Origin of the sequence: Actinoallomurus liliacearum, from assembly GCF_039542035.1 — a bacterium.
GTDB classification, from domain to species: Bacteria; Actinomycetota; Actinomycetes; order Streptosporangiales; family Streptosporangiaceae; genus Actinoallomurus; species Actinoallomurus liliacearum.
Map to the genome: position 1 here is coordinate 25,362 of NZ_BAABHJ010000018.1, position 19,252 is coordinate 44,613.

Below are 19,252 nucleotides of genomic sequence, written 5' to 3' on the forward strand. Positions count from 1 at the left end.
GGTCCGAACCGGGGGAGTCAGCAGGACAGGTTGCCGCCGGCGCTGACGCCGAGGATGCCGGCGAACCTCTGGTAGAGGTTGATGCGGTCCTGGCGCTGGTCCGGGTTCTTCCCGTCGCACTCCAGGTCGCCGTTGATGCTGCGGATCGTCGCGCCGAAGCCCTCGTTGCTCACCATCGCCTCGTGCGAGGTCATGGTGCCGGCGCCCTTCTGGGTGTTCCAGAACCACAGGCCGGTCTGCCACGAGACGGCGGCGTCCCTCTCCACTCTGTACGGGTCGTGCAGCAGGTCGAGGTGCAGGGCGTCCCCGGCGGCCTTGTAGTTGAAGTTCCAGCTCAACTGCAGCGGGCCGCGCCCGTAGTAGGCGTTCGCGCCCGCGGGGCAGCCGTAGGGCCGGGTTCTGTCGCAGTAGTGGCCGTAGTTGGCCTTGTTCTGCTCGACGACGTATCTCAGGCCGCCCGTCTCGTGGCCGACGTTGGCGAGGAAGGCGGCCGCCTCGCGCCTTCCCGTGACCTCGCCGCCCGTCCGCGCGAAGCCCGGGTAGGCGCGCAGCGCGTCGGTCAGGCCCTTGTAGGTGTAGAAGGGATTGCGGCCCGGGAACATCGCGTCGAACTGTGCCTGGCCGACCACGAAGGCGGCGCCCCCGGCCGGACCGCCGCCGGTCGCCGCGGCGGCCGGGGCGCTCAGGGCCAGCATGCCCGTCAGGGCGACCGAGGTCATGGCGGCCGGCACGCGACGTACGGACATCTCTCGCTCCTCGCGCAGCGTGGCCGGGCCGCCGAGCGACCGGTCCTCCGGTGTCCGCGGCCCGGACGACGGAGGACCGTCGCGACTACTATCTGTAGCAGAGATCTCGCCGATCGTGACGCTCTGCGCGTCGTGTCACCCCGTCTCGGCGTCGTCGGTCCCGTCGACGGGCGCCCACGGGCCGGGCGGGTTCAGCGTCGGCCCGCTCATCGCTCATGTCGTCCATCGCAGCATTCCTCCCTATCTTGACCGGATTAGTAGGTTTTTCCTACAGTGGCATGGGTTCGCTGATCTCGCCTGCTCGGCCAGGTGAGCCGCGAGTTCGCGCCCGACCCCTCGACAGGGAGAGGTTCCGATGACACGCAGACAGGTGCACCTCGCCGCGCACTTCCCCGGCGTGAACAACACCACCGTCTGGGCCGACCCCCGGTCCAAGAGCCAGATCGACTTCGACTCCTTCGTTCACCTCGCCCGTACGGCCGAGCGCGGCCGATTCGACTTCTTCTTCCTCGCCGAGGGGCTCCGGCTGCGCGAGCTCAAGGGCCGGATCCACGACCTGGACGTCGTCGGGCGGCCCGAGTCGCTGACCGTCCTGTCCGCCCTCGCGGCCGTCACCTCACACCTGGGTCTGGCCGCGACCGTCAACTCGACCTTCAACGAGCCGTACGAAGTGGCCAGGCGGCTGGCGACGCTCGACCATCTGAGCGGCGGCCGGGCGGCTTGGAACGTTGTAACGAGCTACGACGCGTTCACCGGGGAGAACTTCCGGCGCGGCGGCTACCTGGATGAGGCGGACCGGTACACCCGCGCCGCCGAGTTCCTCCGGACCGCGCGGGAGCTGTGGGACTCCTGGCGGCCCGACACCGTGGTGGCCGACGCGGGACGCGGCGAGTTCGTCCGGTCCGACGGCATCGAGACCTTCCGTCACCAGGGACGGCACATCGCCATCGAGGGAAGGTTCAACGTGCCGCGCGGGCCACAGGGCCACCCGGTCATCATCCAGGCGGGGGACTCCGAGGAGGGCCGGGAGTTCGCCGCCTCCGACGCCGACGTCATCTTCAGCCGGCACAGCAGGCTGGAGGAGGGCCGCGCGTTCTACAAGGACGTCAAGGCCCGGCTCGCCAAGTACGGCCGCAGGCCCGACGACCTGAAGATCCTCCCCGCCGTGACCTACGTCCTCGGCGACACCGAGGAGGAGGCGGCCGAGCGTGCGGCGGAGATCCGGCGGGCGCAGGTGAGCCCGCAGACCGCGATCGCCTTCCTCGAGGGGATCTGGGGCCGGGACCTGTCCGACGTCGATCCGGACGGGCCGCTGCCCGACATCGAACCCGACTTCGCCGAGGGGGTCTCGAAGGGCCGCGCCCAGTTCCGGGGCGACCGCAGGGCGACGGCCGAGCAGTGGCGGGAGGTGGCCCGGCAGAAACGGCTGACCGTACGTGAGCTGGTCATCGAGGTCACCGGACGGCAGACCTTCGTCGGCACCGCGCGGACCGTCGCCGACCAGATCGACGAGTTCGTCCAGACGGAGGCCGCGGACGGCTTCATCTTCGTGCCGCACCTCACGCCCAGCGGTCTGGACGACCTGGTCGACAAGGTCGTGCCGCTGCTCCAGGAGAAGGGCGTCTTCCGCGCCGACTACACCGGCCCCACGCTCCGCGACCATCTCGGCCTCGCCGCCGTCCCGCACCGTCAGGAGGCCACCCTGTGACCCACCTCCACCTCGCCGTCGCGCTGGACGGCGCTGGCTGGCACCCGGCCGCCTGGCGGGCGCCGGACGCGCGGCCGAAGGACCTGTTCACCGCCGGGTACTGGGCCGACCTGGTCGCCGACGCCGAACGCGCCCGCATCGACTTCGTGACCATCGAGGACTCGCTGGGCCCGCAGTCCTCGGCCTTCGACGGCCCGGACGACCGCACCGACCAGGTGCGGGGCCGGCTCGACGCCGTGCTGCTGGCCGCCCGGCTCGCCCCGCTCACCTCCCGCATCGGGCTGGTGCCGACGACGAGCACCACCCACACCGAGCCGTTCCACGTCGCGATCGGCATCGCCACCCTCGACCACGTCAGCCGGGGCCGGGCGGGGTGGCGCCCGCAGATCTCCGGCCGGGCGAGCGACGCCCGCCACTTCGGCCGCCGCGAGTTCCCCGAGCTCCGCCCCGGCGCGTGGAACGACCCGGAGTTCGCCGGGCACGTACGCGCGCTGTTCGCCGAGGCCGCCGACGCGGTCGAGGTCGTCCGGAGGCTGTGGGACAGCTGGGAGGACGACGCCGAGATCCGCGACGTGCCGACCGGCCGGTTCATCGACCGCGACAAGCTGCACTACATCGACTTCGAAGGCCCGCACTTCAGCGTCAAGGGACCCTCGATCACGCCACGGCCGCCGCAGGGTCAGCCGCTCGTCACGGCGCTCGCCCACGACGTCGTGCCCTACGAGTTCGCGGCCGGGGGAGCGGACGTCGTGTACGTGACCCCGCACTCCCGGGACCAGGTCACCACGATCACCGGACAGGTGCGCGCCGCCGAGGAGCACGCGGGCCGGGTCGGTGAGCCGCTGAAGGTCTTCGCCGACCTGGTCGTCCTCCTCGACGGTGACACTTCCACGGCCGAGGCCCGCAAGGACCGGCTCGACGAACTGGACGGCGCTCGCTACTCCTCGGACGCCCTCGTCTTCACCGGGACCCCCGGTGACCTGGCCGACCTGCTCCAAGACTGGCGAGCCGCCGGGCTCGACGGCTTCCGGCTGCGGCCGGCCGCCCTCCCGCACGACCTGACCGGCATCACTCAGGGGCTGGTGCCGGAGCTGCGGCGGCGCGGCGCGTTCCGCGACGAGTACGAGGCCGACACCCTGCGCGGCCTGCTCGGCCTCGCCCGGCCGGCGAACCGGTACGCGAGGGCGTCGTGACGGCCCCCGTCCGCCGAAAGATCCTCAGCAGGCCGTCCCCCGCGGCCCCGGCCGGAAGGTGACCATGCCCGTACCCCTGTCCATCCTGGACCTCGCGCCGGTCACCTCCGGTGGCACGGCCCGCGACGCGCTGCGCGACACGATCGACCTGGCCCGGCGGGCGGAGGAGGCCGGCTACCACCGGTACTGGCTCGCCGAGCACCATCTCGCGCCCGGCGTCGCCAGCTCGGCGCCCGCGGTGCTCATCGGCCTGGTCGCGGCCGCCACCCGCCGGATCCGGGTCGGTTCGGGCGCCGTCCAGCTCGGCCACCAGACGCCGCTGGCGGTCGTCGAGCAGTTCGGCACCATCGACGCCCTGTACCCCGGCCGGATCGACCTCGGCCTGGGCCGCTCCGGACAGCGCGGCGCCGAGCTCGCCCGGGCCGCGACCACCCCGCCGCCCGAGCGTCCGGCGACCGTCGTCGACGGTCTGCTCATCCCGTCCCCGTTCTCCTTCGCGTCGCTGACGAAGTCCCCGCTGTTCGCCCTGTCCCGCGCGTTGCTGCAGCAGCCGGGCGCACGGTCACCGGACTTCGCCGACCAGGTCGATGAGATCATCGCGCTCCTGACCGGGACCTACCGTTCGCCGGACGGCCATGAGGCGCACGCGGTCCCCGGCGAAGGCGCCGAGCCGCAGGTGTGGATCCTGGGCAGCAGCGGCGGGCAGAGCGCCCAGGTCGCCGCCGAGCGCGGGTTGCCGTTCGCCGCGAACTACCACGTCAGCCCGGCCACGGTGCTGGAGGCGGTGAACGCCTACCGGGAGGCTTTCAAACCGTCCGAGGGCCACACCGAGCCGTACGTCCTGGTCTCGGCCGACGTCGTCGTCGCGCCGGACGACGACACCGCCCGCCGGCTCGCCTCTCCCTACGGGCTGTGGGTCCGGAGCATCCGCAAGGAGCTGCGGGCCATCCCCTTCCCCACGCCGGAGGAGGCCGCCGCCCACGAGTGGACGGAGGAGGACCGGGCGCTGGTCGCCGACCGGATCGACACCCAGTTCGTCGGCTCGCCGGCGACGGTCGCCGAACGCCTCCGGGTGCTCCAGCGGGTGACCGGCGCCGATGAGCTCCTCGTCACCACCATCACCCACGACCACACCGACCGGGTCCGCTCGTTCGAACTGCTGGCCGAAGAGTGGAACGCGTGAGCCGGGCCCGGCACCAGAGAGAAGGAGCCTCGGCATGACCGCGGTGCGACTGGAGCTGCGTCGTGTGTACGGCGCGTATCCGACGGGTGTGACGGTGGTGGCGGGGCTGGCCGGTGGGCGGCCGGTGGGGATCGCGGCGAGCTCATTCGTTCCGGTGTCGCTGGATCCGCCGCTGGTGTCGGTGTGCGTGGCGCACACCTCGACGACGTGGCCGTCGCTGCGGGGGCTGCCGCGGATCGGGATCAGTGTGCTGGGCGCGCATCAGGAGGAGGTGGGGCGGCGGCTGGGCGCGCGCGGTGGTGACCGGTTCGCGGGTGTGGACTGGCGGGCGACCGTGGACGGGTGCGTGCTGATCGAGGGCGCGGCGGCGTGGTTCGAGTGCACGATCGAACAGCAGGTGCGTTCGGGTGACCACGACATCGTGGTGTTCCGGGTGCGGGATCTGGACGCCCGTCCCGAGGTCGCGCCGCTGGTCTTCCACGCCAGCGGCTTCCGGCGGCTGAGCCAGGCATGAGGAGGAGTCCTTCAGTGAGTCGAAGCACGTGGGTGTCCGCCGCCGTACTGGTCGTCGCCGTCGGGACGACGGCCGCGTGCGGTTCCGGCGGCGATACCGGTGGCGGTGGCGCCGCCGGTCCCAGGACCGGCGGCACGCTCACCTTCGCGGTGGGGTCGGACGCCGGCTGCGTGGATCCGCAGCAGGTCGGCAGCAACGACACGATCTACTCCGTACGCCAGCTCGTGGACTCGCTGACCGACCAGGACCCGTCGTCGGGCGAGATCGTTCCCTGGCTCGCGCAGAGCTGGCAGGTCAGCCCGGACGCGCGGACGTTCACGTTCCACCTGCGGCCCGGCGTGACCTTCAGCGACGGCACACCGCTGACCGCCCAGGTCGTCAAGGCCAACTTCGACGCCATCCCCGGACTGGGGGCGCTCGGGATCCTGGCGGAGGGCTACCTCAGTGGATACACCGGCACCACCGTCGTCGACGACCGGACGGCGAAGGTGACGTTCAAGCAGCCGAACGCCCAGTTCCTCCAGGCCACGGCCACGCACTCACTCGGGATCGTCGCCGAGTCGAGCACCCGGAAGTCGCCGCAGCAGCGGTGCGCCCAAGGCGTCGCGGGGTCCGGTCCGTTCGTGCTGGCCAAGTACGCGCCCAACCAGGAGATCACGCTCGCCAGGCGCCGGGGGTACGCCTGGGGGTCCTCGCTGTGGCGGAAACAGGGCGAGGCCTACCTGGACCGGCTCGTGTTCAAGGTGCTGCCCGAGTCGGGCGTACGGACCGGCGCGCTGCAGTCCGGACAGGTCGGGGCCATCGGCAGCGTCGGGCGCTCCGACGAGGCCGCGCTCAGGGCGTCCGGCATCCATCTGCAGGCCCGGGCCAATCCCGGGGTCGTCTTCGGGCTCAGCCCGAACAACGCCCGGTCCCCGCTGAACGACGAGAAGGTACGGCAGGCGATCTCACTCGCGATCGACCGCCGGCAGATCGCCGAGACCGTCTTCCCGGCCGGCACCCGGCCCGCCACCAGCGTCCTGGCCCACACCACCCCCGGCTACACCGACCTCGGAACTCTCCTCGCCTACGACCGCGCCAAGGCGGCGTCGCTCCTCGACGAGGACGGGTGGACGGCCGGGAGCGACGGCGTCCGGCAGAAGAACGGCACGGCACTGCGGCTGACCGCCACCTGGTTCTCGAACGCGGCCACCAATCAGCCGACGCTCGAGCTGGTCCAGCAGCAGCTCAAGGCCGTCGGCGTCCGGCTCGAGCTCAAGGAACTGCCGATCGCCCAGCTCGTCCAGGTCCAGCAGAGCGGCCGGTTCGACCTGGTGTGGGGCAACGTCACCCGCGCCGATCCGGACATCCTGCGCAGCTCGTACTCCACCCACCTCGCGAACTTCTACAAGCTGCCCAAGACCGGGCTCGACGCGCTCCTGGACGGGCAGGCCGCCGCGGCCGACCCGGCGAAGCGGCGCCCGCTGGTGGCACAAGCGGAGCAGGAGATCGCCCGGCACGCCTACGTCATCCCGGTGGTCGAGTTGCAGACCGAGCTGGGAGTGGCGAAGAAGGTCCACGACCTGCGGTTCGACGCGTCGAGCCGGATCCAGCTGCACGACACCTGGATCGGCTAGCCGATGCGCCGCTACGTGCTGAGACGTCTCGCGCAGGCGGTCGGAGTGCTGTGGGCCGCCTACACGGTGTCGTTCCTGGTGCTCGACTACCTGCCCGGCGACCCGGTGTCGGCGATGGCCGGCCAAGGGGCCGACCAGGGGACCGTCGACCACGCGCAGCTCGCCCGGCTGAAGGCGCAGTACGGATTCGACAAGCCGGTACCGGTCCAGTACGCCGACTACCTCGGGAAGGCGGTGCGTGGCGACTTCGGCGACTCGGTCGCCACCGGCCGGTCCGTCACCTCCACCATCGCCGAGGCGCTTCCGCAGACGCTGGAGCTGACCGGCACCGCGCTGGTGCTCGCGCTGATCTTCGGAGGTGGGCTGGCGCTGCTGGCGACCTACGCCCCGCTGCGCCGGCTGCGGCAGGCACTGCTGGCGCTGCCGCCACTGGGAGTGTCCGTCCCGACGTTCTGGGTGGGGCTGATGCTGGTGGAGCTGTTCTCGTTCCGGGTGCACCTGTTCCCGGCCTTCGGCAACGACGGGGTGCGCGGACTGGTCCTGCCGGCCGTGACCCTGTCGATCCTCAGCGGCGCGATGATCGCCCAGGTGCTGTCCAAGAGCCTGTTCACCGCCCTGGGCGAGCCGTACGTGCAGACGGCGCGCGCGAAGGGCGCCGGGTGGGTACGGGTCCACCTCGGGCACGCGCTCCGCAACGCGTCCCTGCCCGCCCTGACGGTCGTCGGGGTGCTGGCCGGGCAGCTCATGGCCAACTCCGTGGTGGTCGAGACCGTGTTCTCCCGCAACGGCCTCGGACGGGTCACCGCGAGCGCGGTCGCCACGCAGGACCTCCCAGTGGTCCAGGGCGTCATCGTCTTCGGGTCGCTGGTCTTCGTGCTCGTCAACCTGGCCGTCGACCTGATCAATCCCCTGCTCGACCCGCGGATCGTCGTGGTCGGCCACAGCCGTTGGAGACTCACATGAGCCGGACACCGGACGAGGACCTCGTGGCCGAGGCCGCCCTCGGCGGGCCGGTCGGGCACGGGACGGAGAGCGGGACCGTGTACCGCCGGTTCGACGTCGCGCGTACGGGCCGGTTCCTGCTGCGCCGCCCGGGGCTTCTCCTATCGATCCTCCTGGTCGCCGCGGTCTGCGCGGCCTCCTTCGGGCCCGGCCTGTTCACCGCGCGCGATCCCCTCACCGGGACGCCGTCGCGGGCGTTCCGGCCGCCGAGCGCGGCGCACTGGTTCGGCACCGACGAGCTCGGTCGCGACCTGTACGCCCGGGTCGTGCACGGCGCCGCCCTCTCGCTGAAGGCGACGCTCATCGCGGTGGCGGTCGCCTTCGTCCTCGGCGGACTGCTCGGCCTGCTCGCCGGGTTCGTCGGCCGCTGGGTCGAGGACGTGCTGATGCGGTTCGTCGACGTGCTGCTGTCCATCCCCGCACTGTTCCTGTCGCTGGCCATCGTCACCGCGCTCGGCTACGGGACGGTCAAGGTCGCGATCGCCGTCGGCGTGGCGAGCGTGGCCACGTTCGCCCGCGTGATGCGGGCCGAGGTACTGCGGGTGCGCCAGGCCGTCTTCGTCGAGGCGGCCCGTTCCTGCGGAGTGCGCTGGTCCGGCGTGCTGGCCCGCCACGTGCTGCCCAACGCGATCGGCCCGGTCCTGGTGCTGGCCACGCTGGACTTCGGCACGGCGATCCTCGCGGTGTCCGCGCTGAGCTTCCTCGGCTACGGCGCGGCGCCACCGGCGCCCGAGTGGGGCACGCTGATCTCCGAGGGGCGCAACTACCTCGCGAACGCCTGGTGGATGACCGCGCTGCCCGGGCTGACCATCGCGACGACCGTGCTCGCCACCAACCGGATCGCCCGCGCGCTGGACGGCGAGTTCGCGAGGGCCTCATGACCGAGCGAAGCGAGGGAGTCATTAGGCACAGCACCTTGGTCATGAGGCCGACGAAGGAGGCTCCATGACCGGTGGCCCACTGCTGGAGATCCGGGGACTGACCGTCTCCTACCGCACCAGGACCGGCCGGCTCACGGCCGTACGCGGCGTCGACCTCGACGTACACCCCGGTGAGATCGTCGCGCTCGTGGGCGAGTCGGGGTCCGGCAAGAGCACGACCGCGCACGCCGTTCCCCGGCTGCTCGCCGACAACGCCGTCATCGACGCCGGCCGGATCCGGTTCGCCGGCGAGGACCTCACACGGCTGCCCGAACGCGGGCTCCGCGTCGTACGCGGAGCGAGGATCGGCCTGGTGCCGCAGGATCCGACCGTGTCACTGAACCCGGTGAAGCGGGTCGGCGAGCAGGTCGCGGAGGTGCTGCGCCTGCACGGCCTGGCCACCCGCCGCTCGGCGCCGGCGGCCGCGGTCCAGGTGCTGGAACGCGCCGGCCTGCCCGACCCGGAGGTACGCGCCCGGCAGTATCCGCACGAACTGTCCGGTGGCATGCGGCAGCGCGCGCTGATCGCGATCGCCGTCGCCGCCTCGCCGGAGCTCATCGTCGCGGACGAGCCGACCAGCGCGCTGGACGTCACGGTGCAGCGCCGGATCCTCGACCATCTCGAGCACCTGACCGGCGAACTCGGCAGCGCGGTCCTCCTCGTCACCCACGACCTCGGCGTGGCCGCGGACCGGGCACAGCGTATCGTCGTGATGTCCCAGGGACGCGTGGTCGAGGCCGGTCCCACCCGAAGGGTCCTCGACGATCCGCAGGACGCGTACACCCGGCGGCTGCTGCGGAGCGCGCCGAGCATCACCGCCGTCCGGCCACGCGTCCGGCCGGCGAGCGCCTCCTCGTCCGGCACAGCCTCGTCCGGCACAGCCTCGTCCGGCACAGGCTCGAACGGCACGGCGCCGCTGGTCGTCGCCGAGCATCTCGTGAAGGAGTTCCCGCTGCCGCAGGGGCGGGGCGCCGCGGGTACGGTGCGGGCCGTCGACGACGTCGGCCTTACCGTCCATCGCGGCCGGACGCTGGCCCTGGTCGGTGAGTCGGGCTCCGGCAAGTCGACCACGGCGCGTCTGGTGCTGCGCCTCGCCGAGCCGTCCTCGGGGCGGATCGTCTTCGACGGCGAGGACGTCACCGCCGTCGGCGGCGCGGCGCTGCGGCGGCTGCGGCGCCGCGCCCAACTCGTCTACCAGAACCCGTACGCCTCGCTCGACCCGCGGTTCTCGATCGGTGAAGTGATCACCGAGCCGCTGCGGGCCTTCCGGATCGGCGACCGGGCCTCCCGCACGGCCCGCGCGCGGGAGCTGCTCGACCGGGTGGCACTCCCGGCCGCGACACTGGACCGCCGACCGGCCGAGCTGTCCGGCGGGCAGCGTCAGCGGGTCGCGATCGCCCGCGCGCTCGCCCTCGAACCCGACCTGGTCGTGTGCGACGAGCCGGTCTCGGCGCTGGACGTCTCCGTCCAGGCCCAGGTGCTGGAACTGCTCGCCGAGCTGCAGGCCGACATGGGCGTGGCCTACCTGTTCATCTCCCACGACCTCGCCGTCGTACGGCAGATCGCGCACCGGGTCGCCGTGCTCAAAGACGGGCGCGTCGTCGAGACCGGACCGACCGAGCAGATCTTCGGCACCCCTGCACACCCCCACACCCGCGAACTGCTGGCCGCCATCCCCGGCCGGAGAGCACGCGCCGGAACCGACCCCGGGCGCACGTCGACTGGAGGAGCCGAGATGACCACCGCCGGAACCGACGCATGACCGCGATCCGTTCGCTCTCCTTCCTCACCCCCGGCAACTATCCCGACGACGACCCGTACGCCGGGCTGGAGGCGACGCTCCGGCTGTTCGAGTTCGGCGAGCGCGAGGGCTTCGACGGCGGCTGGATCCGGCAGCGGCACCTGGAACACGGCGTCTCGTCGGCGGCGGTGTTCCTCGCGGCCGCGAGTCAGCGCACCACGCGCATCGAACTGGGGACCGCGGTGATCCCCATCGGCTACGAGAATCCGTTCCGGCTGGCCGAGGACCTCACGACCGTCGACGTGCTCGCCCGCGGCCGGCTGCAACCGGGGTTCAGCACCGGGATGCCGCACGCCGACCTGCTGGGTGACCTGGTGCACGACGGCGACTGGCGTTCCTACGACCTGTCGTACGGGCGGATCGGCCGCCTGATCGACAACCTGCGCGGCGACCACCTCGGCGGCCCGGACACCGTCATCCACTCGCCCGGGAACGTCCAGCGGCCGCGGCTGCAGCCGCGGAGCCCGGGACTGCTCGACCGGATCTGGTACGGCGGGGGCAGCCTGCGGTCCGTCCGCTGGGCCGCCGAGCACGGGCTGAACCTGCTGACCGGGAACATCGTCCAGGGGGAGGGCGGCGACGACTTCGTGACCGCGCAACTCGCGCTGATCGCGGAGTATCGCCGCCGCCTGCCTCCGGGTCGGCCCGGCCGGGTGGCGCTGGGCCGGGTCGTCGTGCCGCTCGACGGCGCGGACGCGGCGACCCGGGAACGCTACCGCCGCTACGCGGCGAGCCGGCGCGAACGCACCCTCAAGCCACAGGGGGAGCGGCGGATCCTCTTCGCCCCCGACCTGGTCGGCACGGCCGAAGAGATCGTCGAACGCCTGCGCGCCGACCGCGCCGTGGCCGCGGTCTCCGAGCTGCGCCTGGAGCTGCCCTACGAGTTCGACGAGCGGGACTACGCGCAGATCCTCCGCGACGTCCGCACGCTCATCGCGCCGGAGCTGGGCTGGTGGCCCGCCGAGGACGTCCGGTGACCGACGGCGGCCGCCGGCGCGGGCCTCGGCCGGCGGCCCCCTTCGTTCCGCCGGATCCCCGGGCGCGGGCTACCGGCCGCTGTAGGCGTAGTGGCTCTCCTCGCCCTGCGGTTCGTGCCGCAGCCGCTCTCCCTCGATGTCGAGGTCGGGCAGAACGCGGTCCAGGCGGCGGGGCAGCCACCAGGCGGCGCGGCCGAGCAGTGCCATGACGGCGGGTACGAGCGTCATGCGGACGATGAAGGCGTCGATGAACACGCCGATGGACAGGGCGAAGCCGATGGACTTGATGATGGGGTCCGGTGTGATCATGAATCCGGCGAAGACGGAGATCATGATGATGGCGGCGGCGGTGACGACGCGGGCGTTGGCGCCCAGGCCGTTGATGGTGGCCTGACGTGGGCTGTCGCCGTGGACGTGGTCCTCGCGCATCTTCGAGACCAGGAAGACCTCATAGTCCATGGCCAGGCCGAACAGGATGCCGATCAGGATGATGGGCAGGAAGCTGATCAGCGGGCCGGGCGTGTCGACGCCGATCAGGGAGGCCAGGTGTCCCTGCTGGAAGACGGCCGTGGTGATGCCGAAGGTCGCCCCGACGGTCAGCAGGAACCCGGCCGCGGCCTTGAGCGGTACGAGGATGGACCGGAAGACCAGCATCAGCAGCACGATCGACAGGCCCACGACCAGCAGCAGGTAGACGGGCAGGGCGCCGGAGAGCGTCTCGGAGATGTCGATGCCGACCGCGGTCGTGCCGGTCAGCGCGACGTCGGCGCCGTGGACGGCGGCCACCCTGTCCCGGATGGCGTGCACGGTGTCCTCGGTGGCGGCGTCGCTGGGGCCGGTGGTGGGGATGACGGCCACCAGAGCGGTGGTGCCGGCCTGGTTGAACCGGGCGGGGGCGACGGCCCGCACGCCGCGGACGCCGCCGATGAGGGCGGCGGTCTGCTGAGCGGCGGCGCGGGCGGCCGCCGGGTTCTGACCGGAGACCACGGCGATGAGCTGTCCGTTGAAGCCCTTGCCGAACCCCTCGCTGATCAGGTCGTACGCCTTGCGCTGGGCGGAGTCCTTGGCCGCGGTGCCGGAGTCGGGCAGCGCCAGGCGCATGTCGGTTACCGGCAGGGCCAGCGCGCCGAGCGCCAGCACTCCGGCCAGCAGCATCGGCACGCGCGAACGCGTGACGATCCGGCCCCACCGGTACCCGAACCCCTCCTTCTCGTGGGCGCCCACGCGGCCGGCGCGGTGGCGGCGGGGCAGGACCCGGGCGCCGGCGAAGGCCAGCACCGCCGGCAGCAGGGTGAGGGCGACGAACACGGCGACCGCGACGGTGGCCGCGGCGGCCAGGCCCATGGCGGCCAGGAAGGGGATGCCGACCACCGACAGGCCGGCGAGGGCGATGACCACGGTGGCACCGGCGAAGACCACGGCCGATCCGGCGGTGCCGATCGCCCGCCCGGCCGCCTCGGGGGCCGCCATCCCGTCCAGCAGGTACTGGCGGTAGCGGGAGGTGATGAACAGTGAGTAGTCGATGCCGACGGCCAGGCCCAGCATCAGCGCCAGTATCGGAGTGGTGGAACTGAGCTGGATGACACCGGTCAGCGCGTACAGCCCGGCCATCCCGACGCCGACGCCGAGCAGCGCGTTCAGCAGGGTCATCCCGGCGGCCACCAGGGAGCCGAGGGTGATGAGCAGGACGACGGCGGCGATCAGCACGCCGATCCCCTCGGTGGCCTCCCCGCCCCCGTTGTTCTTGGCGACGTCGCCGCCGACCTCCACCCGCAGGCCGCCGTCCTCGCGCGCGATCTTCTTGTACGCGGTGCGCTGAGCGTCGGTGATGTCGGCGATCGGCGCGGCGAACTGGACCTGGACGAGGGCGTAGCGGCCGTCGGGCGAGACCGATCGGGCCTGGAAGGGGTCGGTGGCGGCGACCACGCCGGGGATCGCGCCGGCCTGCCGGACGATCGGCGAGACCTGCGCCTCGGTCAACCTCCCGCCCGGTGGGGCGGCGACGACGATGGTGCCGGTGGCGCCGCCGGCGGCGGGGAACTGCTTCCGCAGGGCGTCCAGCGCCCGCTGCGACTCGGTTCCCGGCATGCGGAAATCATTGGTCGTCGAACCGCTGAACGCGGCCGCCGCCCCACCCAGCACCGCCAGCAGGAGCAGCCAGACGGCGATGACCCGGCCGCGGCGCCGGAAGCACACGCGGCCGAGCCGGTAAAGCAGACTCGCCATGAGAGGGAAGCCTTTCGTTCTTCGAGATCGGGCAGAGCGGCAGCGGGGAACGGCCGCGCGGTACGGACTCGCGGTCCGGGTGGGGAGCGGTCGGGGCGATCAGGTGGGGTCGGTGACGGCCGGGATGAGGGGCTCAGCCGCGAGCGCGGCCGATCGTCCGCAGCGCGGTGCGGATCAGCGCCTCGCGCAAGGTCTCGTCGTCCAGCGGCAGATCGGCGGCACCGGTGACGAACATGCCGCCCAGGGTCATGAGGGCGGCGACCTCGTCCTGCGGTTCGGACGAGCCGCCCGCCATCGCGACGACGAGCCGCCGCCCGATGCCGTCCACGCCCTGGAGACGGAGCTCCGGGAGGGCGGCGGCGTCGGACATGTTGTCGAACAGCAGCTTGAACTCCTGCCGGAACCGTACGGCCAGGTCGGCGACCCCGCAGACCGCCGCCTCCGGGATCGCCTCGCCGGCCAGGCCGGCCAGCCGGCCGTCCAGCGCGACCAGTTCCTTGCCGACCGGCAGCAGCAACTCGGCCAATATCGCCTCCTTGTTGCTGAAGTGGTACAGCAAGGACGCCTTGGAACAGTCGACGTCCGAGGCGATGTCGGCGAGAGACGTCCCACGGAATCCGTGTTGGACGAACAAAGTCAACGCGGAGGCGAGGAGCCGGTCGCGTAGTCCAGTGGATGACCGAGACATGTATCCACCGTAACTGTCCGATCGGTCAGAACTGACCGATCGGACAGGAAAAGGCTGTGGCCTTGATCACCCGTGCTGGCGGGCCCGGGGACTATTTCTCGCTCTCCCGGTCGAGCTGCTCTTCCAGCTCCGTGAGAAGGCGGCGCTCCGCGGGGGAGAGGTCGGCGTAGGAGGTGATTCGCTCCGGGTGCGGCCGTCCGGGCGGCCTGTGGGGTTCCTGGCGGGCCGCCGCGGCGCGCAGGGCGAAGTACGCCTCGGGGCTCGGCCAGGCGTACGCGCCCATCAGCATCATGCCTGCCTGGAGGTAGCGCATGATCCGCCGCAGGGCCCCACTTTCCCGATCTTCTCTTCGCATGCAGGGCCCTTCGGTGACGAGATCCTGCACCCGAGCGTCGCCGGACGGGCTATCCGGCCGGTCGAGGATCGCTGGACCCGGCGGGCCGCTGGAGAGAGGTCCGTCCGGTGTCCGGGCTCACGTCTCGGTCGAAGGGGGTGGCGCGTCTTCGGCGTACGTCCGGAGGCCGCGCAGGAGGAGGTCGATCCCGAATGTGAAGCGCGCGTCGAAGTCGGTGTCGAAGAGGGCGTCCGCCATCCGATGGACATGGGGGAACCTGTCGGCGGGCAGGGACTGCAGGTAGCCGCGGAACATGTCCATGATCTGGTCGGGCGGCAGGTCCTCGCCGATCGGGGACGCCACCCCGAGGCCCTCCTCGAAGGCGAACGCGCCGACGTACAGGCCGAACACGTCACCGAGGTAGGCGATCGTCTGGTCCGGGATGCCCACCGGGGTCAGCAGTTGGAAAAGCCATTCGGTGAAGCGGGCGATCGTCGGGCCGGAGGGGATGCGGCCCAGGGAGATCCGGGCGATGTCCCGATGGTGGTTCATGAGCCCGCGCATCTGGCCGGCGAGTTCTTCGAGCTGCTCGTACCATCGCGACGGGTCGGGTTCGGGCAGCCTGATCTCATCGGTCACCCGCTCATGGAGGAGCTGGAGCAGCTCGTCCTTGTTGCGGACGTGGCCGTAGATCGAGGCCGGGCCGGTTCCCAGCTCGTCGCTCACCCGGCGCATCGACAGGCCTTCGAGGCCCTCCCGGTCCAGGACGCGCAGGGCCGCGTCCAGGATCGCCTCGCGAGTGAGGGGTATCCGCGGGGGCTTGGCGGCGGGCCGCCACCCGGGGGTGGGCAGACCGTCGGGCTCCTGCTCATCGCCGGCGGCCGGGCCGCCTCGAACAGATTCCATAACTTGATCATTGTACCTGCTCAGAACGATGTTCCTATTCAAGATATGGCTTGACGCCCCTCATCGCCTGGGCAAGAATGACGTTCGTCAACTGAACAGTGTTCGCCTCGAGGAGAGGCAATGGTCAAGAACTCCACCCGATCACTCGCCGCGATACCGGCGGGCCGCCGCACCAAGTGGCTCGTGCTCGCCGGCTGGCTCGTCGTGTTCTTCCTGCTCGGCTCGATGGCGGGCAAGCTCACCGACGCGGAGAACAACGACGCGACCTCGTTCCTGCCGGGGAAGGCCGAGTCCACACAGGTCTTCAAGCTCCAGAAGCGTTACTTCAGCACCAACACCTCGCTCGCTGTGATCGTTTACGAGCGCCCGGGCGGGATCACCTCCGCCGACCGGGAACGCGCCCGAACGGACGCCACCGCCCTGGCCACGGCCAAGGGGGTGAAGGGGCAGGCCCAGGGGCCTCTCCCGTCGAGTGACGGACGGGCGCTGCAGACCCTGATCCCCGTCGACGATCTGAAGGTCGTCGACTTCGACGACGCCGCGCACAAGCTTCTCAAGGGCGTGCCCCCGGGACTCGCGGTCCACGTCACCGGCCCCGCGGGTGTGGCCGGCGACCAGTTCCGGGTGTTCCAAAACATCTCCGGCATCACCGCGCTCGCCGCCGGGATCGTCGTGATCGTGATGCTCCTGCTCATCTACCGCAGTCCGTTCCTGTGGGCGGTGCCGCTCTTCGTCGTCGGTACCGCGCTCGCGGCGACGATGGGAATCCTCTACCTGCTCGCCGAGCACGCCGGGCTGACGGTGAGCGCCCAGACCGCCGGCATCCTGCCCATCCTGGTCTTCGGCGTCGGCACCGACTACGCCATGCTGCTGATCGCCCGCTACCGCGAAGAGCTGCACCGGCACCGCGACAAGCACGAGGCGATGGCGCTGGCACTCCGCCGGTCCGGACCGGCCATCCTGGCCAGCGCCGCGACCGTGGCCTGCGGAATGCTGTGCCTGATGTTCGCCGAGCTGAACTCCACCGCCGGATTCGGCCCGTCGTTCGCCATCGGCGTCGGCCTCGCGCTGGCCGCGATGACGGTTCTGCTGCCCGCACTGCTCGTCATCCTGCCCCGTGGCGTCTTCTGGCCTCGGGTGCCGCGCTTCGACGCGAAGTACGAGGACCCCGACGCCTACGAGACCGAGCACGGCTTCTGGGCGGGAGTGGCCCGGAAGGTCGGCGCCAGGCCCCGGCTGATCTGGGCGGTCACCACGTTGGTGCTGATCGCCTTGACCCTCGGCCTCACGTCACTGAAGGCGAACGGCCTCTCCAACGAGGGCCAGTTCGTCACCAAGCCCGACTCGGTGGTCGGCGAGACCGTACTGGCCCGCCACTTCCCGGCCGGGACCGGAGCGCCGGCCGTGGTGATCGGCGACGCCGCCCGATCCACCGAGCTGCACGACGCGATCGCCCATACCCCGGGGGTGGCGCCCGACCAGGTCGCCTCGACCGGGACCGCCGGAGGCTACGTCCAGTACAACGCCGTGCTCACCGACCCGTCCGACAGCCCGGCGGCGCGGCGGACCATCGAACGGCTGCGCACCGCCGTGCACCAGGTGGGCCGGGCGAAGGTCGGCGGACCGACCGCCTCGCTCATCGACACCCGCAGTGCCGCGACGCACGACAACAAGCTGATCATGCCGATCGCGCTCGCGGTGGTGTTCGTGATCCTGATCCTGTTGCTGCGGGCCGTCGTCGCGCCCCTGCTCATGATGGTCACCGTGGCGCTGTCGTTCCTGGCCTCGCTCGGGGCCAGCGCGTTCCTCTTCGACAAGGCCTTCGGGTTCCAGGGCGAGGACACGTCCTTCCCGCTGGCGGCCTTCGTCTTCCTGGTGGCCCTCGGGGTCGACTACAACATCTTCCTCATGACCCGGGTAAGGGAGGAATCGCGGATCGGCGGGACCAGGCACGGCATGTTGCGCGGGCTCACCGTCACGGGAGGGGTGATCACCTCGGCCGGCCTGGTGCTGGCGGCGACCTTCGCGGCGCTGCTCGTCCTGCCGATCGTGGGCACCGCCGAGATCGGCTTCGTCGTGGCGTTCGGTGTCCTGCTCGATACGGTCATCGTCCGGTCGCTGCTGCTGCCCGCGCTGGCCATCGACCTGGGCAGGCGGATCTGGTGGCCCAGCCGGCTGGCGCGCTCCGACGCCCCGGCCGAACGGGCCGACCTGCCGGTCTCGAGCGCGTGAGCCGACCCCATCCGTACGCGGCGAAGGCCCGGCCGGTCCGGGACCTGCCGAGCCTTCGCCGCACACGCGCCCATGACGAAGCGGCGCTCTCCGACCGAACGGACGGCGCTGAGAACCGACCAGCCCGGATCACCCGGAGGTCGGGATCAACCGGCCCGCCCCGACGGGCACGGCGGGTCCCGTGCCGATCGTCTGGGGCTTGATGAACTCCTTGTTGAGCCGTTCGCGCGCGTAGTGACGCGTGAGCGCGTGAAGTCGGTAGGTGGTCTGTTGTCCTTCGGCGCCGGTCTCGAGCAGGTGGCACGTGGCGAGTTGGATGAGCTGGGCCTCGGCGGCGTCCGGCGGGATACCGACCAGGCCGGCGGTGGTCTGGGCGGTGAAGTCGTCCGGGGGCAGGAGGCTGAGGAGACGGAACGTCGAGCGCTGCTGCGGGGTGAGGCAGTTGTAGCCCGCGTCGTATCCCGCGCGGAGGTCCAGTTCGGCGTATTGGAAGTGGTCAAGGGGATTGAGGCTGGTCTCGATGAGGTCGGCCATCTTCTTCAGGGACCAGGTGCGCGCCGTGACGAGACGGGCGCCCATGGCGCGGATGGCCAGGGGGAGATGGCCGCACAGGTCGGTGATCTTGTAGGCCTGGTCCTCCTCGGCCGCGACGCGCGGTCGCCCGATCATGTGGGTGAGGAACTGCAGCGATTCGCAGGGATCCATCGGGCCGAGTTCGACGCCGTGCAGGCCCGGGATCGTGTGCTGGGTCCACTGGCTGGTGATGATGACCGCGCATCGGGGCGTGGCGGGAAGCAGGGCCTTGATCTGGGACGCCGAGCGGACGTCGTCGAGAATGATCAGCACGCGTCGCCGGTTGCACCAGGTGCGGAAGAGCTTGGTCCGTTCGGTGAGCGCGGCGGGGATGTGCTGGTCGGAGATGCCGACGGCGCGCAGAAAGTCGGCGAGCACGTCGGCCGGGTCCGCGGGGTCGCACGAGGCGCCGTGCAGGTCGGCGTAGATCTGGCCGTCGGGGAAGGCGCTCTGGTGCAGATGCGCCACGTGCAACGCCAGCGCGGTCTTGCCGACCCCGGTCATGCCGCAGATCGCGATGGTACGCGCCGTGGTGCCGTTGCCCTGGCGGGTCGTCAGATACTGGTGCAACTGCTCGACGGTGCCGGCCCGGCCGGTGAAGTCGGGTATGTCGGGCGGGAGCTGCGCCGGTGT

16 protein-coding genes are annotated in these 19,252 nt (G+C 71.5%); 10 read left to right on the forward strand and 6 right to left on the reverse strand.

All coding sequences use genetic code 11. The features are described from left to right. Positions 1-17: 17 nt before the first annotated feature. Positions 18-746 carry a chitinase gene (locus ABD978_RS24975; RefSeq protein WP_345359210.1) on the reverse strand — a complete coding sequence of 243 codons (729 nt, stop codon included), beginning with the start codon at positions 744-746 and terminating at the stop codon, positions 18-20. A gap of 355 nt (positions 747-1,101) precedes the next feature. Between ABD978_RS24975 and ABD978_RS24980 the strand changes: the two genes are divergently transcribed. From ABD978_RS24980 to ABD978_RS25020, 9 genes are all read left to right on the forward strand, one after another. After that, positions 1,102-2,454, forward strand: coding sequence for an NtaA/DmoA family FMN-dependent monooxygenase (locus ABD978_RS24980; RefSeq protein WP_345359213.1), 1,353 nt, complete (start codon positions 1,102-1,104; stop codon positions 2,452-2,454). Continuing rightward, positions 2,451-3,647 carry an LLM class flavin-dependent oxidoreductase gene (locus tag ABD978_RS24985; RefSeq protein ID WP_345359216.1) on the forward strand — a complete coding sequence of 399 codons (1,197 nt, stop codon included), beginning with the start codon at positions 2,451-2,453 and terminating at the stop codon, positions 3,645-3,647. Before ABD978_RS24980 ends, ABD978_RS24985 begins: the two co-directional genes overlap by 4 nt. 64 nt (positions 3,648-3,711) lie before the next feature. After that, entirely contained in the window at positions 3,712-4,830 is a 1,119-nt protein-coding gene (locus tag ABD978_RS24990) for an LLM class flavin-dependent oxidoreductase (RefSeq protein WP_345359219.1), read from the forward strand. Between the two features lie 34 nt (positions 4,831-4,864). Then, entirely contained in the window at positions 4,865-5,344 is a 480-nt protein-coding gene (locus tag ABD978_RS24995; RefSeq protein WP_345359222.1) for a flavin reductase family protein, read from the forward strand. 14 nt (positions 5,345-5,358) lie between these two features. Further along, positions 5,359-6,960: an ABC transporter substrate-binding protein gene (locus ABD978_RS25000; protein WP_345359225.1), complete on the forward strand. Its 1,602-nt coding sequence runs from the start codon at positions 5,359-5,361 to the stop codon at positions 6,958-6,960. Between the two features lie 15 nt (positions 6,961-6,975). Then, positions 6,976-7,923, forward strand: coding sequence for an ABC transporter permease (locus tag ABD978_RS25005; RefSeq protein ID WP_345359228.1), 948 nt, complete (start codon positions 6,976-6,978; stop codon positions 7,921-7,923). After that, positions 7,920-8,843 carry an ABC transporter permease gene (locus ABD978_RS25010; RefSeq protein ID WP_345359231.1) on the forward strand — a complete coding sequence of 308 codons (924 nt, stop codon included), beginning with the start codon at positions 7,920-7,922 and terminating at the stop codon, positions 8,841-8,843. Before ABD978_RS25005 ends, ABD978_RS25010 begins: the two co-directional genes overlap by 4 nt. A gap of 64 nt (positions 8,844-8,907) precedes the next feature. Then, entirely contained in the window at positions 8,908-10,644 is a 1,737-nt protein-coding gene (locus ABD978_RS25015) for a dipeptide ABC transporter ATP-binding protein (RefSeq protein ID WP_345359234.1), read from the forward strand. Next, the gene (locus tag ABD978_RS25020; protein ID WP_345359237.1) at positions 10,641-11,660 is read left to right on the forward strand and encodes an LLM class flavin-dependent oxidoreductase; all 1,020 of its coding nucleotides are present in this window, start codon (positions 10,641-10,643) and stop codon (positions 11,658-11,660) included. Before ABD978_RS25015 ends, ABD978_RS25020 begins: the two co-directional genes overlap by 4 nt. Positions 11,661-11,729: 69 nt before the next feature. Here the strand turns inward: ABD978_RS25020 and ABD978_RS25025 are convergent, their stop codons facing one another. The 4 genes from ABD978_RS25025 to ABD978_RS25040 form a co-directional block, all read right to left on the reverse strand. Continuing rightward, the gene (locus ABD978_RS25025) at positions 11,730-13,886 is read right to left on the reverse strand and encodes an MMPL family transporter (protein WP_345359240.1); all 2,157 of its coding nucleotides are present in this window, start codon (positions 13,884-13,886) and stop codon (positions 11,730-11,732) included. 133 nt (positions 13,887-14,019) lie between these two features. Further along, positions 14,020-14,574: a TetR/AcrR family transcriptional regulator gene (locus tag ABD978_RS25030; RefSeq protein WP_345359243.1), complete on the reverse strand. Its 555-nt coding sequence runs from the start codon at positions 14,572-14,574 to the stop codon at positions 14,020-14,022. A 91-nt stretch (positions 14,575-14,665) separates the two neighbouring features. Further along, a complete protein-coding gene (locus ABD978_RS25035; RefSeq protein WP_345359246.1) occupies positions 14,666-14,929 on the reverse strand; it encodes a hypothetical protein in 264 nt (87 codons plus the stop codon). Positions 14,930-15,046: 117 nt separating this feature from the next. Beyond that, on the reverse strand, positions 15,047-15,814 hold the full coding sequence (locus tag ABD978_RS25040; RefSeq protein ID WP_345359249.1) for a TetR/AcrR family transcriptional regulator: 768 nt from the start codon (positions 15,812-15,814) through the stop codon (positions 15,047-15,049). Between the two features lie 120 nt (positions 15,815-15,934). On the opposite strand from ABD978_RS25040, the gene ABD978_RS25045 reads away from it, so the two are divergent. Beyond that, positions 15,935-18,046: an MMPL family transporter gene (locus ABD978_RS25045; RefSeq protein WP_345359252.1), complete on the forward strand. Its 2,112-nt coding sequence runs from the start codon at positions 15,935-15,937 to the stop codon at positions 18,044-18,046. Between the two features lie 129 nt (positions 18,047-18,175). Here ABD978_RS25045 and ABD978_RS25050 read toward each other — a convergent pair. Next, positions 18,176-19,252, reverse strand: a 1,077-nt coding sequence (locus tag ABD978_RS25050) for an ATP-binding protein (protein WP_345359255.1), incomplete at its 5' end; no start/stop codon positions are given.